This is a genomic window from Agromyces sp. MMS24-K17 (genome assembly GCF_043950245.1).
In the GTDB taxonomy this organism is placed as follows: Bacteria; Actinomycetota; Actinomycetes; order Actinomycetales; family Microbacteriaceae; genus Agromyces.
Genome location: NZ_CP171640.1, coordinates 2,620,617 through 2,635,752 on the forward strand (window position 1 = coordinate 2,620,617; position 15,136 = coordinate 2,635,752).

Sequence of the window (15,136 nt, forward strand, 5' to 3'; positions counted from 1 at the left end):
CTGACGAACGACCGGTCGTGACGCGGAAGGATCGCACGGAGGCCGAGGCTCGCACGCTCGAACCCCTGCAGCGGACGCTGCAGGTCGAGCTCGACCCGGAGCTCCTGCTCCTCGCGCTCACGCACCGGTCGTTCGCGTATGAGAACGGCGGCATCCCGACCAACGAGCGCCTCGAGTTCCTCGGCGACTCGATCCTCGGGCAGGCCGTCACGGTGAAGCTCTACCGCGACCACCCCGACCTCGACGAGGGCGAACTGGCCAAGCGCCGCGCCAGCCTGGTGTCGAGCGTCGCGCTGGCCGAGGTGGGGCGCGCGATCGGGCTCGGCGCCCACATCCGGCTCGGGCGCGGCGAACGCCTGACCGGCGGCGCCGCGAAGGCGTCGATCCTCGCGGATACCGTCGAGGCGATCATCGGCGCGACGTACCTCGACCTCGGCGGCGAGGCGGCGACGGCGCTGGTGCTGCGCCTCATCGAGCCGCTCATGGCCGACCCCGACCGGTTCGGCGCGGCGATGGACCCGAAGACGAGCCTGCAGGAGGCGGCGGCCCGGCTGGGCACGTCGGCGCCGACGTACACCGTCGTCGAGAGCGGGCCCGACCACAACAAGCACTTCGTCGCGACCGTCGCCGTCGGCGACCTCGTGAGCGCCGCAGGCGAGGGCTCGAGCAAGAAGCAGGCCGAGATGGCCGCCGCGCTCGAGGCCTGGACCGTGCTCAACGCGACCCGCTGACCTCGCGTCGCGGCGTCGGACGGTCCGCCTACGCTGGAGGGCCATGGATGAGGAGCTGAGCCGGCGTGCCTGAACTGCCCGAGGTCGAGGTCGTGCGCTCGGGCCTCGCGCCCGCGGTGACGGGCGCGGTGATCTCCGGCGTGACGGTGCTCGACGACCGCGCGCTCACCCGCCACCCCGGCAGCGCCGCCGAGTTCGAGGCCGTCCTCACCGGTCGCGTCGTGCGTGCCGTCGGGCGGCGCGGCAAGTTCCTCTGGATGCCGCTCGCGCCCGTCGGCGCAGTCGGCGCCGGCGCCGGCGACCTCGCCGGCGCGGCTCCCGGCGGGCCGTCGACCGACGCGATCGTCGGACACCTCGGCATGAGCGGGCAACTGCTGCTGCGCGAATCCGGCGCCCCGCCGGAGCGCCACGAGCGGGTTCGGATCGACGTCGCGCACCCGTCGCACGGCGACCTCGTCGTCGTCTTCGCCGACCAGCGCACGTTCGGGTCCCTGGCGGTCGACCGGCTCGTGCCGACGACGGACGGCGCGCCGGGCGGGTACGGCTGGGGCGAGGCATCCGTTCCCACGCAGGTGGCGCACATCGCGCGCGACCCGCTCGACCCCGCCTTCTCCGACGCGCGGTTCCGTGCGGCGCTCGCGCGGAAGGACTCGGCGATCAAGCGCGTGCTGCTCGACCAGACGACGCTGAGCGGCGTCGGCAACATCTACGCGGACGAGGCGCTGTGGGCATCCCGCATCCACCCGGAGACGCCGGCTCGCGCCCTGTCGACGCGCGCCGCGAACCGGCTCCTCGCGGAGGTGCGCGCCGTGCTCGACCGGGCGCTGGCCGAGGGCGGTACGAGCTTCGACGAGCAGTACGTCAACGTGAACGGCGAGGCGGGGTACTTCGCGCACTCGCTGAACGCCTACGGCCGCGGGGGCCTGCCGTGCGCCCGGTGCGGCCGGCCGATCGTGCGCGACGCGTTCATGAACCGGTCGTCGCACTTCTGCCCGCGCTGCCAGCGGCTCAGGATGCCCCGGGGCGCGCCGGCCGCTGCCACACCGACTCGAGCGCGAACGGCGTGAAGCCCAGCGCGACGTTGATCGCCAGCATGTGGGCGTTCTCGTCGGCGTTCCACGTGTAGATCCGCGTGCGGGCGGGGGCTGCCTCGGCGAGGGCGACGAGGTTCGCGAGCTTCAGCCGCATGCCGAGCCGGTGGCCGCGGTGGGCGGCCAGGACGATCGTGTCCCACTGCTCGACGGCGGTGGAGTCCGGCAGCAGCGACAGCTGCGTGTAGCCGGCGACCTCGCCGTCCGATGCGACGGCGGCGACGGTGAGGCTGGTGCGCCCGGTCGCGATCGCCCGGTCCTCGTCGTCGCGCACCCGCCCGGCGTCCCACGGCTCGAACTCGTACGCGATCGCCCCGGTCGGCGCGTCGACCGACATGCGCTCGTGGGCGCGGGCGAGCGAGGGGAGCAGCTCCTCGGGCGCGTGGTCGCCCCAGGACACCAGCCGGTAGCGATCGGATGCCCCGGCCGTCGCCGCGGCCGCGAGGTCGCCGAACTCCGCGGCGCGCCCGGCGACGTCGAGCACGCTCACCCGGTCGAGCTGGCCGAGGGCGTAGCCGCGCGCGGTGGCGAACGCGGCGGTCGGGTGCGCGGCGGCGATGCTCGCCTCGCCCTGCGGGGCCCGCAGCCGCTCGCCGTCGCCCGGGTCGGCGGCGATGAGGTGCTCGCCGGAGAGCACGGTCGTCGGGCGGCCGGCGTCGGCGGCGACGCGCTCCGCGGCGGCGAGCAGGGCCGTGCCGAGACCCGCGCGACGTCGTTCGGGAGCGACGCCGAGCATGGTGACGTACGCCGTCTCCGCGTCGGCGTCGAGCTCCCACTGCAGCTCGGCGAGCCCGACGAGCCGTCCGTCGTCGAAGGCGCCGAGCGGTCGGTGCGCCGTGTAGGGATCGTCGCCGAAGAGCACGGTGAGCTCGGCGATGCCGCGGCTGAGGTCGGCCGTGCCGAGCGACTCGATATCGAGCCGGCGGATCAGCGCGGCGTACGCGGCGAGCTCGTCGTCGCCGCCCGCGCGACCGCCCGCGGGCAGCCGGAGGTCCCGGATCTCGACGGGCATCCGCATCGTCCCCCTCGCCCCGCCCCCGCGGAGCCTGCCAGCCTAGCCAGCCCCGATCGGCGCGGCAACGGCGGGGGAGCGCGGGCCCGGGGCATCCGCTCGGGTACGCTCATCCGAGGCATCCGCACGACCAAGCCGAATCCCGGGGGACATGTACCTCAAGAGCCTGACGCTGAAGGGCTTCAAGTCCTTCGCGCAGCCGACGACCTTCGCGTTCGAGCCCGGCGTGACGTGCATCGTCGGCCCGAACGGCTCGGGCAAGTCGAACGTCGTCGACGGGCTCGCGTGGGTCATGGGCGAGCAGGGGGCGAAGAGCCTCCGCGGCGGCAAGATGGAGGACGTCATCTTCGCGGGCACCTCCACCCGCGGGCCGCTCGGCCGGGCCGAGGTGAGCCTCACGATCGACAACGCCGACGGCGCGCTGCCGATCGAGTACAGCGAGGTGACGATCTCGCGCACGCTGTTCCGCAGCGGGCAGAGCGAGTACGCGATCAACGGCGACCAGTGCCGGCTGCTCGACGTGCAGGAGCTGCTGAGCGACTCGGGCCTCGGCCGCGAGATGCACGTCATCGTCGGGCAGGGACAGCTCGACCAGGTGCTGCACGCGAGCCCGGTGGAGCGGCGCGGCTTCATCGAGGAGGCCGCGGGCATCCTGAAGCACCGGCGCCGCAAGGAGAAGACGCTCCGCAAGCTCGACGCCATGCAGGCGAACCTGACCCGCCTGAGCGACCTCGCCGGCGAGCTCAGGCGGCAGCTCAAGCCGCTCGGGCGCCAGGCCGAGGTCGCCCGCGAGGCGGCCACGATCCAGGCCGTCGTGCGCGACGCGCGCGCGAGGCTCCTCGCCGACGAGGTGGTCGCGCTCCGCCGGGCGCTCGACGAGCACGGCCGCAGCGAGCAGTCCCGGCACGCCGAGCGGCTCGTGCTGCAGGAGCAGCTCGACCAGCACCAGGCGAAGCTGCAGGAGCTCGAGCAGGGCACGCTCGGCGACTCGGTCGACGGCGCGCGGCAGGCCGCCTTCGCCCTCGAGCAGGCCCAGGAGCGGCTGCGCGGCATCGCGACGCTCGCGAACCAGCGCATCGCCCTGCTCGAGAACGCCGAGGAGCAGCCGGATGCCGCGCCCAGCGTCACCCGCGGGATGATCGACGAGGTGGCCGACGAGGTGGAGCGCCTGCGCACCGCGATCGGCGAGGCCGCCGAGGCGCTCGACGGCGCGGTCATCGCCACCGGCGAGGCGCGGCGCGAGCTCGACGTCGTCGACGCGGGCATCGCGCGGCAGGCCGAGCTCGTGACGGCGTACGACCTGCGACTCTCCCAGCTCACCGGTCGCGCCGACGCCGCTGCGTCGAAGCTCGCCGCCGTGCGCGGGGAGGTGCTCCGCCACGCGAACGCCCTCGAGGGCTCCGCCGAGCGCCGCGCGACCGCCGCCGAGGAGTTCGCCCGCGCCGAGGCGGAGTCGGCCGCCGCGGACGCCGCCGACACCGACCTCGACGAGGCCTACGAGCTCGCCCAGGCCCGGGTGTTCGAGGTCGAGGCCGAGATCGAACGCGTCCGCGAGCTGCTGCACGCCGACGAACGCGAGCGCGACGCCCTCGCCGCCCGCGTCGGCGCCCTCTCGCTCGCCCTCGACCAGCGCGACGGGAACGCGGCCCTCGCCGCGGCCGGCCTCGCCGGCGTGCGGGGGCTCCTCGCCGACGCGGTGCGCGTGCAGGCCGGCTTCGAGGCCGCCGTCGCCGCCGCGCTCGGCGCCCTGACCGACGCCGTGCTCGTCGACGACCCCGAGGCGGCCTTCGCCGCCCTCGAGCACGCCGAGCGCGACGACCTGGGCCGCGTCGCGGTCGCCATCGCCGATCCCGCAGGCCGTGCGGCGTCGCCCGTCGCGGTCGACGGCCTCGTCGCCGCGACGTCCGTCGTCGAAGCGCCCGCCGGCGTCCTCGCGCTCCTCGCCGAGGTGCTCGTGGCCGACGACCTGGCCACGGCCCGACGCGCCGGACCGGCGCTCGCCGAGCTCGACCGGCCCGCCACGGTCATCACCCGCGACGGCACCGTCGTCGGCCGGTACGTGCTGCACGGCGGCACGGGACGCACCCAGAGCCGCATCGAGCTCCGCGCCGAGCGCGACCTCGCGGCCGCCCGGCTCGACGAGGTCGCCGGCGCCATCGAGGGGCACCGCACGCAGCTCGCGACGCAGCGGGAGGCCGTCGCCGCGGCGAAGGAGCAGTCGAAGGCCGCGCTCACCGACCTCCGCGAGTTCGACGCGAACCTCGCGCAGCGCACCGAGCGGCTGAACCGGGCCCGCGTGCGGGTCGAGGCCGCCGAGGCCGAGGCCGCGCGACTCGGCGAGGCATCCGCGAATGCCGAGGAGCGGGTCGCCGAGGCCGAGCAGGCCGCCGAGGTCGCCCGCGTCGAGCTGGCCGCCGCCCGTGAGGAGCCTCGCCCCGTGCTCGACGCCTCTGCGCGCGAAGCCGGGCTCGCCGCGCTCGAACGCGCTCGCGAGGCCGAGGTCGAGTCGCGCCTGCGTGTCGAGACGGCGCGCGAGCGCGTGCGCGCCGAGGAGCAGCGCGTGGTGCAGATGGAACGCCAGTACGACGCCGACCAGCGCGCCCGCGCGGAGGCGGCCCGTCGTGCGGTCATCCGCCGTGCGCAGCTCGCCGCAGCCCGACGCGTCGCCGACGCGCTGCCCCCGGTGCTCGCCTCCGTCGACCGGTCGGTCGCGGAGGCCCGCGTGGCCCTCGGCCGTGCCGAGGCCGAGCGCGCGAGCCGCAACGAGGAGCTGCAGCGGCACCGGCGCGAGGAGTCCGCGGTGCGGGAGCGCCTGCACTCCGTCACCGAGGACGTGCACGGCCTCGAACTGCGGATCTACGAGAAGAAGCTGCACGTCGCCGGCCTGCTCGAACGCGCCGAGTCGGAGCTCGGGCTCGCCGAGGACGTGCTCGTCGCCGAGTACGGCCCCGACGTGCCGATCCCCGCGGCCGGTGCGGAGACCGCGGACGCCGACGCCGACATCGATGCCGAGGGCGACGACCAGCACGGGGCATCCGCCGACCGGCCGACCGTGCCGTTCGACCGCGACGCGCAGCAGCGCCGGCTCGCGCAGGCCGAGCGCAAGCTCGCCCAGCTCGGGCGCGTGAACCCGCTCGCGCTCGAGGAGTTCGCCGCGCTCGAGCAGCGGCACCGCTTCCTCACCGAGCAGCTCTCCGACCTCGCCGACACCCGCCGCGACCTGCTGACGATCATCGAGGAGATCGACGGGAAGATGGAGGCCATCTTCCGCTCGGCGTTCGAGGACACCCGCGAGGCGTTCGCCGAGGTGTTCCCGATCCTGTTCCCGGGCGGGGTGGGCAGCATCTCGCTGACCGAGCCCGACGACCTCCTCGCGACCGGCATCGAGGTCAGCGTGAAGCCGGCCGGCAAGAAGATCGAGCGGCTGTCGCTGCTCTCCGGCGGCGAGCGGTCGCTCGCGGCCGTCGCGCTGCTGCTGGCGATCTTCAAGGCCCGGCCGAGCCCGTTCTACATCATGGACGAGGTCGAGGCCGCGCTCGACGACGCCAACCTCGGGCGGCTGCTGACGACGTTCCAGGACCTGCGCGAGTCGAGCCAGCTCATCGTGATCACGCACCAGAAGCGCACGATGGAGATCGCCGACGCGCTCTACGGCGTCTCGATGCGGCAGGACGGCGTGTCGGCCGTGGTGGGCCAGCGCGTGCGCGAGGAGCAGGAGCCGGAGCGCCGGGCGAGCTGAGCCCGGCGCCCCACGGGCGGGCGGCCTCAGTCGGCCCGCAGCGTGCCGTCGAACAACCGCGTCGGCCCGAACGCGACGTTCTGGTCGACGACGAGGTCGACGGCCGTGCCGTCGGGCGCGAACGTCGCCGTCCACGTCCACGCGAACGGCGTCGAGAGCGACAGCACCCGCACGACGAGCGTGCGCGGACCGGTCCACGCGGCGCTCGCGGCGGCGCGCGCGCCGACCGGCGCGTCGAGGCCGGCGTCGCCGACCACCCATTCGCCGTGGCCAGCCACGACCTCGGTGCCGCCGTCGGCCCGGGTGATGCCGAGCACGATCCGGCCCCGCTCGTCGCGGTCGACGCGGACCGACGCCAGGCGGAGGGCCTCGTCGTCGAGGTTGCTCGACGCGTCGGCGTCGGCGGCGTCGACAGCGTCGGCCGGCGCGGCCGGCTCGGCCGGTTCGTCGGGCGCGGCGAAGGCGAACGTGCGGCCGAGCACGAGCGCCTCGACGTCGTCGGCCGCGGCTCCGACCACGGTCGGAAGCGCGAGCGACGCCGGAGCCGCCCCGTCGGCGACGGTGCCGGCATCGCCCCCGGGCGTGCCGTCAGCGGCCGAACCGTCGCCGAACGCCTCCCACACCGCCGACAGCTCCTCCTGCATGTCCTGGATGCCCGCGAAGATCGCGACGACGAGCTCCCGCTCGGGCCACACGACGATGAACTGGCCGAAGGCGCCGTCGGCGCGGTAGGCGCCGTTCCGGCAGCGCCACACCTGGTAGCCGTAGCCCGCGGCCCAGTCCGGCGAGACGTTCGGCCCGTTCGGCACCTGCGCCGCCGACGCCGCCTCGATCCACGCCGCGGGCACGAGCTGCCGGTCGCCGAGTCGCCCGCCGAGGCGGAACAGCTCGCCGAGCGCCGCCATCCCCTCGATCGGGATGGAGAGCCCGTACCCGCCGACGTCGATGCCCTGCGGGTCCAGCTCCCAGTGCGCGTCGACGACGCCGAGCGGCTCGAGCACCCGCGGGCGCAGGAAGTCGAGCACGCGCCCCCCGGTGAGCCGGTGCAGGATCGCCGACAGCAGGTACGACGACCCGGTGTCGTAGACGAACCGGGTGCCCGGGACGTGCTCGACGGGCGCGGCGAGGAGGTCCTGCGCCCACGTGCCGCCGGTGCGGCCGATGGCCTCCATCGACTCCGACGCATGCCCGCTCGTCATCGTGAGCAGGTGCCGCACCCGCGTGGCGGCGAGGTTCGCCGACGGCTCGGCGGGCGCGTCGTCGGGCAGCAGGTCGATCACGCGGTCGTCGATCGACAGGAGCCCCTCGTCGACGGCGAGCCCCACGGCCACCGAGGTGAACGTCTTGCTCACCGAGAACAGCAGCTGCGGATCGGCGAGGCGGTACGGATGCCACGCCGCCTCGGCGACGACCTGCCCGCGGTGCACGACCATGACGGCGTGCGGCTCCTGCAGCCGGTCGAGCCCGGCGAGCAGGCGGTCGATCGCGGCGGGGTCGAGTCCGGTGCCGGCCGGGGTCGAGCGGGGGAGCGTGTGCGGCATCTGGGTCCTCTCCGTCGGGGCGCGCGAGAAGCCAGTCTGCCCGGTCCCACCGACGAGCGGGCCGACACGCCGGACTCAGGTGAGCCCCCCGACCCCATGCGGCGCGCCGGGCACGCCGCTGACGGGGCGGTCCGGCCGGATCGGCCGGACCGGTGGCACGAATGGGCCGCGCGACGGATGTCCCGACCGGTGCGCGCCCGTAGGCTGGACGGCATGGCAGAACGCGCATCCTGGTCGCTCGGCGGCGCCCTCCGCGGCATCTTCGGCGCGCGGACCATCGACGAGGACACCTGGGACGACCTCGAGTCCGCGCTCATCACCGCCGACTTCGGCCCGACGGTCACCGAGGAGATCGTCGACCGCATCAAGGACCAGGTCGAGCGCTACCGCACGACCGACCCGCGCGACGTGCAGCGGATGCTCCGCGAGCTCATCGAGGAGCGGCTCGCGAAGTACGACCCCACGCTGAAGCTCACCGAGCGACCGGCCGTGGTGCTCGTCGTCGGCGTCAACGGGGTGGGCAAGACCACCACGATCGGCAAGTTCGCCCGGTTCCTGCGCACCTACGACCGCTCGGTCGTCGTCGGCGCGGCCGACACCTTCCGCGCGGCCGCCGTCGACCAGCTCGCGACGTGGGCCGAGCGAGCGGGCGCAGGCATCGTGCGACCCGAGCGCGAGGGCCAGGACCCGGCGTCGGTCGCATTCCAGACGGTCGAGCAGGCCAAGCGAGACGGCACCGAGATCGTGATCATCGACACCGCCGGGCGCCTGCACACCAAGGGCGGGCTGATGGACGAGCTCGGCAAGATCAAGCGCGTCGTCGAGAAGCAGGCGCCGATCAGCGAGGTGCTGCTCGTGCTCGACGCGACGACCGGCCAGAACGGCCTCGCCCAGGCGGAGGCGTTCATCCAGCACGGCGGGGTCACGGGCCTCGTGCTCACGAAGCTCGACGGCAGCGCGAAGGGCGGCTTCGTGCTGGCGGTGCAGGAGAAGACCGGCCTCCCGATCAAGCTGATCGGGCAGGGCGAGGGCATCAACGACCTCACCGGCTTCACCCCGCACGTGTTCGCGCAGAAGCTGGTCGGCTAGGCAGGGGAGGGGCGCATCATGGCTACCGAACACGACTACTTCGGGATCGTCGGCGAGTACTGGTCGGAGGACGTCGAGTACGCCGACCAGCGGGTCGAGGTGGTGCTCGACGCCGACGACGAGCAGGTGTCGCAGGCCGCGCTCGACGCCGCGGCGACGCTGGTCGGCGAGCTGGAGCTCGTCGACGACGAGCTGCGGTCGGCGTTCGTCACCCAGCTCGACTCCTCGGCGTCGCCGGTGATGCGCTTCCTCGCCGTGCTGCTCGACCCCGAGCTCGAGCAGGCCGACGAGATCGAGGCCGCGATCGGCCGCGACTCGGGCGACCGGCAGGTCGACGCGCTGCGGTCGCTGAGCCTCGTGCGGGTCGACCTCCGGCCCGAGGCCGACAGCCAGGGCGAGCCGTTCGCGGAGTTCGAGTACGCGCTCGCGCCCGAGGACACCGACGAGCGCCTCGTCGCGGCGATCGACCTCGGCCGGGAGATCGTCGAGGTGCGGTTCGAGGGCTGAGCGCTCGAGGGCTCGGCACGGCCCGCGGGCCTGTGCGCGGCCCGCGCAGCGGGGAGGCATCCGCCCTCGCCTAGAATCGAACCCATCATGGCTACCTTCGGCACGCTCTCCGACCGGCTCGCAGAGACCTTCAAGAACCTCCGCACCAAGGGCAAGCTCTCCGCTGCCGACGTCGACGGCACCGTCCGCGAGATCCGCCGCGCGCTGCTCGACGCCGATGTGGCGCTGCCCGTCGTCAAGGACTTCACGGCGAAGGTGCGCGAGCGCGCGCTCGGCGACGAGGTCAACAAGGCGCTGAACCCGGCGCAGCAGGTCGTGCAGATCGTCAACGAGGAGCTCGTCGCCATCCTCGGCGGCCAGCAGCGCCGGCTGCAGTTCGCGAAGAACCCGCCGACCGTCATCATGCTCGCCGGCCTCCAGGGCGCGGGCAAGACGACCCTCGCGGGCAAGCTCGCGAAGCACCTCGTGAAGGAGGGTCACACGCCGCTCCTCGTCGCGAGCGACCTCCAGCGCCCGAACGCGGTGAACCAGCTCCAGGTCGTCGGCTCGCAGGCCGGCGTGCCGGTGTACGCGCCGGAGCCCGGCAACGGCGTCGGCGACCCGGTGAAGGTCGCGAAGGACGGCGTGAAGCAGGCCGAGCGCGCCCAGCACGACGTGGTCATCATCGACACCGCGGGCCGCCTCGGCGTCGACGCCGAGCTGATGAAGCAGGCGTCGAACATCCGCAAGGCGACGAACCCCGACGAGGTGCTGTTCGTCATCGACGCGATGATCGGCCAGGACGCGGTCGCGACCGCCAAGGCCTTCCAGGACGGCGTCGACTTCACCGGCGTCGTGCTGTCGAAGCTCGACGGCGACGCCCGTGGTGGCGCGGCGCTCAGCGTGGCCTCGGTCACCGGCCGCCCGATCATCTTCGCCTCCACCGGCGAGGGCCTCGACGACTTCGAGCCCTTCCACCCCGACCGCATGGCGAGCCGCATCCTCGACCTCGGCGACATCCTCACCCTCATCGAGCAGGCCCAGCAGGCCTTCGACGAGGAGGAGGCGCTGAAGGTCGCCGAGAAGATCGCGAGCGAGCAGTTCACGCTCGACGACTTCCTGAAGCAGATGCAGCAGCTCCGCGGGGCCGGCTCGATCAAGAAGATGCTCGGGATGCTCCCGGGCGCCGGCGGCCTCCGCCAGCAGCTCGACTCGTTCGACGAGAAGGAGATCGTGCGCACCGAGGCGATCATCCAGTCGATGACCCCGGCCGAGCGCAAGAACACCAAGCTCCTGAACGGCTCGCGGCGCCTGCGCATCGCGAAGGGCTCGGGCATGACCGTGACCGACGTGAACCAGCTGGTGCAGCGCTTCGAGCAGGCTGCCAAGATGATGAAGACCGTCGCGCGCGGCGGCGTGCCCCAGATCCCCGGCATGGGCCCGATCCCGGGCGCCGGCGGCTACGGCGGCGGCAAGCGCCAGGCCGCGAAGGCGAAGAAGAAGTCGGGCGGCGGCTCGCGGTCGGGCAACCCGGCCAAGCGCGCGGCCGAGAACGCGGCGATCGCCCAGGGCGGCCCGGTTCCCGGTCAGGGCGCCGCGGCACCGTCGGGTGCCGGGTTCGGCCTCGGCGGGGGCGGCGCGGCCGCGAAGGGCGCGCCGAGCGAGGAGGAGCTCGCCGCCCTGCAGAAGTTCCTGGGCCGCTGAGCTTACGCCCGCCGCCGGGCGTCAGCTCGGTTCGGCCGGGTCGTGCACGGCCACCGGGTCGTGCGCGACCGCCGCGCCGCCGATGAAGGTCGCGAGGTCGTCGCCGTCGAGCACGGCGATCGGCCGGGGTCCGCGGTCGGCGAGGTCGAGGATGCGCCCCGTCGGGAATGCGACCGTCGAGGCGGCGTAGACGACGTTGCCGATCGCCGTGCCGTCGACGACGCCGGGGTGGGCGAGCCCGACGACGGCGGGCCGGAACGCCCGGAGCGTGGCGGCGACGGCCCCGGAGGCGTCGAGGGCGCCGGTGGCGAGGGTGTTGACGACGACGATCGCGTCGGGGGCGAGCAGGTCGCCGAGGCGCTCGAGGAACTCGAGGGTCGACAGGTGCGCCGGCGCGACCCGCCCGTCGAACACGTCGACGACGGCGACGTCGTACCCGCCGCCGGTGCGCGCCGCCCGCTCGACCGCGACTCGCGCGTCGGCGAACTCGACGGTGAGCTCGACGCCGTCGGGCAGCGGGAGCGCCGCGAGCACCAGGTCGAGCAGGTCCTCGTGCAGTTCGACGACGTGCTGGACGCTGCCCGGCCGGGTCGTGCCGAAGTACCGCGGCAGGGTGAGCGCACCGGCGCCGAGGTGCAGGATCCGAAGCGGATGCCCCGTCTCCCGGGAGCCGTCGACGATCGCGGCGATGATCCGGACGTACTCCAGTTCGAGGTCGCGCGGGTCGCCGGGGTACACGTGCGACTGGGTGACGCCGCCGATGACGAGTCGCGTCCCGCCGTGGGGACCGCGGTCCTGGACCAGACGGACGTCGAGGCCCGCCGGGTGCCGTTCCGACGTCGGTTCCGCCATGCCGACCAGCCTAGGCGCGACGCCGTTCGGGCCCACGCCGGATTCACTTACAGGTCTGTAAGTAAAGCCCCTGCGACCCGCTACAGTGGAACGAGCGGCGCATGCCGCGTCTCGACGACCTGGAGCCACACCATGACCACCGGCACTCCCGACTACCGCGACTCCGGCCTCGCCTTCGGCGAGGACTTCCTCTTCGGCTCGGCCACCGCCTCCTACCAGATCGAGGGCGCCGCCGCCGAGGACGGCCGCGGGCCCAGCATCTGGGACACGTTCAGCCACACGCCCGGCAAGGTCTGGAACGGCGACACCGGCGACGTCGCCGACGACCACTACCACCGGTGGGAGGAGGACCTCGACCTGATGGTCGAGCTCGGCCTCGAGGCCTACCGGTTCTCCATCGCGTGGCCCCGCATCCAGCCCACCGGCCGGGGCGAGGCGAACGAGGCCGGCCTCGCGTTCTACGAGCGCCTCGTCGACGGGCTCATCGCCCGGGGCATCCGCCCGATCGCGACCCTCTACCACTGGGACCTCCCGCAGGCCCTCGAGGACGAGGGCGGCTGGACCAACCGCGCCACCGCCGAGGCCTTCGCCGACTACGCCCGCATCCTGGGCGAGCGCCTGGGCGACCGCATCGCCGTCTGGACCACCCTCAACGAGCCGTGGTGCAGCGCCTACCTCGGCTACGGTTCCGGCGCCCACGCGCCCGGCCTGATGGACGGCGCCAAGGCGCTCGCCGCGGTGCACCACCTGAACCTCGCCCACGGCCTGGCCGTGGAGGCGCTCCGCGAGGTCGTGCCCGGCGACCCGAAGTTCTCCATCACGCTCAACCTGCACGTCATCCGGCCCTCCGGGGAGACCGGCGCCGAGGCGGCCCGTCGCATCGACGGCCTCGCGAACCGCGTCTTCCTCGGGCCCCTGCTCGACGGCGAGTACCCCGCCGACGTCATCGCCGACACCGCCGACGTCACCGACTGGTCCTTCGTGCACCCCGGTGACCTCGACGTCATCCGGCAGCCGCTCGACGTGCTCGGCGTGAACTACTACTCCACGGTCACCGTGCGGATGTGGGACGGCGCGGCCCCGAAGGTGAACGCCGACGGCCACAAGGACATGGGCGGCACCGCCTGGCCCGGCTCCGACGCCGTCGAGTTCCTCGAGCAGCCCGGCCCGTACACCGCGATGGGCTGGAACATCGACCCCTCCGGCCTCGAGGACCTGCTCGTCGCCCTGCACGAGTCGTACCCGACGCTGCCGCTGATGGTGACCGAGAACGGCGCCGCCTTCGACGACGTCGTGACCGAGGAGGCCGACGGCCCCCGCGTGCACGACGAGCTGCGCGTCGACTACCTGCGCCGCCACTTCACCGCCGCGCACCGCGCGATCGAGCGCGGCGTCGACCTGCGCGGCTACCAGGTGTGGTCGTTCCTCGACAACTTCGAGTGGGGCTACGGCTACTCCAAGCGGTTCGGCATCGTCCGCGTCGACTACGACACCCTCGTGCGCACCCCGAAGGATTCGGCGCACTGGTACGCGGAGCTCATCCGCACGCGCCGGATCCCGGCGTAGCCGTGCTCAGGCCTCCCCGGCGCCCGCGTCGGCGCCGGGGGAGCCGTCGCGGAACTCCCGCGCCAGGTGCGCGACGACGGCCGTGAGGTCGCCATCGGCCGCCGCCGCGACGCGGAGCTGCCGCTGGTAGCTCGCGCCGGCGTCGAGCATGCGCCGGACGGACTGCAGCTCGACCTCGCAGCCGAGGCGCTCGGCCACCGGCACGAGCGTCGTGACGAGGTCGCGCAGGTCGTCGGTGACGAGCCGTTCGGTACCCGCGACATCCGTGATGATCTCGGCGTCGAGGCCGTACCGGGCGGCGCGCCACTTGTTCTCGCGGACGTACCACGGCTGCAGCACCGGGAGCGTGTCGCCCTGGTCGAGCCGCTCCGCCATCCAGTCGACGAGGCACTGCACGAGCGCGGCGATCGCGCCGATCTCCGCGGCCGTCGAGACGCCGTCGCAGACGCGCACCTCGATGGTGCCCCACTTCGGCGACGGGCGGATGTCCCAGCGCACCTCGGAGTGGTCATCGATCACGCCCGTGCGCACCAGGTCGTCGACGTAGCGCTCGTAGGCGGCCCAGTCGGCGAGCGGGTAGGGGAGCCCCGCGGTCGGCAGTTGCTGGAACATCAGCGCCCGGTTCGAGGCGTAGCCGGTCTCGACGCCCGCCCAGTACGGGCTCGACGCGCTGAGCGCCTGCAGGTGCGGGATGTAGGCGAGCAGTCCGTCGAGGATGGGCAGCGCCTTGTCGCGGTCGTCGACGCCGACGTGCACGTGGATGCCCCAGATCATCATGTTCCGGCCCCACCACCGGGTGCGCTCGATGAGCTTGTGGTACCTCGGCTTGTCGGTCAGCGTCTGGTCGTACCACTGGCTGTACGGGTGGGATCCGGCGCAGAGCAGCTCGTAGTCGCCGATCCGGTCGAGGACGGCGCGCACGCGCTCGACCTGGGCCTGCAGGTCGGCGACCGCGCCGTCGACCCGCCGGTGCACGCCCGACACGAGCTCCACGGTGTTCGTGAGCAGTTCCTGCGTGACGTGCGGGAGCGGTTCGCCGTCGGGTCCGGAGGCGGCGCCGACGCCCGTCGCGGCCGTCTCGTCGGCGAGATCGGCGAGCACCCGGTCGGCGACGCTGGCGAGCTCCCCGGTGGCGCGATCGACGATCGCGAGCTCCCACTCGATGCCCACCGTCGACCGTTCGGACCTGGCGTATCCGATCTGCATCCCGCATCTCCCGTCGTTCCCGGCCGATTCCCGTCATCCTCCCATGCAGCCGTGGGATTATCGCTCCGGCTGGAAATCTGCAAGAATGATCAGTCGAGTTCTGCATCGCCCGACCCTCT

Annotated in this window: 11 protein-coding genes; 7 read left to right on the top strand and 4 right to left on the bottom strand. The window is 73.7% G+C overall.

Annotated elements, in window-relative coordinates; genetic code table 11:
• The first annotated feature begins 65 nt into the window (after positions 1 to 65).
• Complete coding sequence (gene rnc, locus ACGGZK_RS11920) at positions 66 to 731, top strand: ribonuclease III (protein WP_395246077.1); 666 nt, start codon at positions 66 to 68, stop codon at positions 729 to 731.
• 65 nt (positions 732 to 796) lie between these two features.
• Positions 797 to 1,798: a bifunctional DNA-formamidopyrimidine glycosylase/DNA-(apurinic or apyrimidinic site) lyase gene (gene mutM, locus ACGGZK_RS11925; RefSeq protein ID WP_395242869.1), complete on the top strand. Its 1,002-nt coding sequence runs from the start codon at positions 797 to 799 to the stop codon at positions 1,796 to 1,798.
• Here the strand turns inward: mutM and ACGGZK_RS11930 are convergent.
• On the bottom strand, positions 1,740 to 2,834 hold the full coding sequence (locus tag ACGGZK_RS11930) for a GNAT family N-acetyltransferase (RefSeq protein WP_395242870.1): 1,095 nt from the start codon (positions 2,832 to 2,834) through the stop codon (positions 1,740 to 1,742). The genes mutM and ACGGZK_RS11930 overlap by 59 nt on opposite strands.
• Before the next feature lie 151 nt (positions 2,835 to 2,985).
• On the opposite strand from ACGGZK_RS11930, the gene smc reads away from it, so the two are divergent.
• Complete coding sequence (smc, locus tag ACGGZK_RS11935; RefSeq protein ID WP_395242871.1) at positions 2,986 to 6,573, top strand: chromosome segregation protein SMC; 3,588 nt, start codon at positions 2,986 to 2,988, stop codon at positions 6,571 to 6,573.
• Between the two features lie 26 nt (positions 6,574 to 6,599).
• Here the strand turns inward: smc and ACGGZK_RS11940 are convergent, their stop codons facing one another.
• Positions 6,600 to 8,114: a serine hydrolase domain-containing protein gene (locus ACGGZK_RS11940; protein ID WP_395242872.1), complete on the bottom strand. Its 1,515-nt coding sequence runs from the start codon at positions 8,112 to 8,114 to the stop codon at positions 6,600 to 6,602.
• Between the two features lie 213 nt (positions 8,115 to 8,327).
• Here ACGGZK_RS11940 and ftsY point away from each other — a divergent pair, with 213 nt between their 5' ends.
• From ftsY to ffh, 3 genes are all read left to right on the top strand, one after another.
• A complete protein-coding gene (ftsY, locus tag ACGGZK_RS11945; protein WP_395242873.1) occupies positions 8,328 to 9,203 on the top strand; it encodes a signal recognition particle-docking protein FtsY in 876 nt (291 codons plus the stop codon).
• 18 nt (positions 9,204 to 9,221) lie between these two features.
• Complete coding sequence (locus ACGGZK_RS11950) at positions 9,222 to 9,710, top strand: hypothetical protein (protein WP_395242874.1); 489 nt, start codon at positions 9,222 to 9,224, stop codon at positions 9,708 to 9,710.
• Positions 9,711 to 9,797: 87 nt separating this feature from the next.
• Entirely contained in the window at positions 9,798 to 11,393 is a 1,596-nt protein-coding gene (gene ffh / locus ACGGZK_RS11955; RefSeq protein WP_395242875.1) for a signal recognition particle protein, read from the top strand.
• Positions 11,394 to 11,414: 21 nt separating this feature from the next.
• On the opposite strand, the gene ACGGZK_RS11960 is transcribed toward ffh, so the two are convergent.
• Positions 11,415 to 12,245 (bottom strand): spermidine synthase, encoded by an 831-nt coding sequence (locus ACGGZK_RS11960; RefSeq protein ID WP_395242876.1) that lies wholly within the window; start codon positions 12,243 to 12,245, stop codon positions 11,415 to 11,417.
• A 132-nt stretch (positions 12,246 to 12,377) separates the two neighbouring features.
• Between ACGGZK_RS11960 and ACGGZK_RS11965 the strand changes: the two genes are divergently transcribed.
• Positions 12,378 to 13,811 carry a GH1 family beta-glucosidase gene (locus ACGGZK_RS11965; RefSeq protein ID WP_395242877.1) on the top strand — a complete coding sequence of 478 codons (1,434 nt, stop codon included), beginning with the start codon at positions 12,378 to 12,380 and terminating at the stop codon, positions 13,809 to 13,811.
• 6 nt (positions 13,812 to 13,817) lie between these two features.
• Here ACGGZK_RS11965 and ACGGZK_RS11970 read toward each other — a convergent pair whose 3' ends face one another.
• A complete protein-coding gene (locus ACGGZK_RS11970; RefSeq protein WP_395242878.1) occupies positions 13,818 to 15,017 on the bottom strand; it encodes a glutamate--cysteine ligase in 1,200 nt (399 codons plus the stop codon).
• Between the last annotated feature and the right edge of the window lie 119 nt (positions 15,018 to 15,136).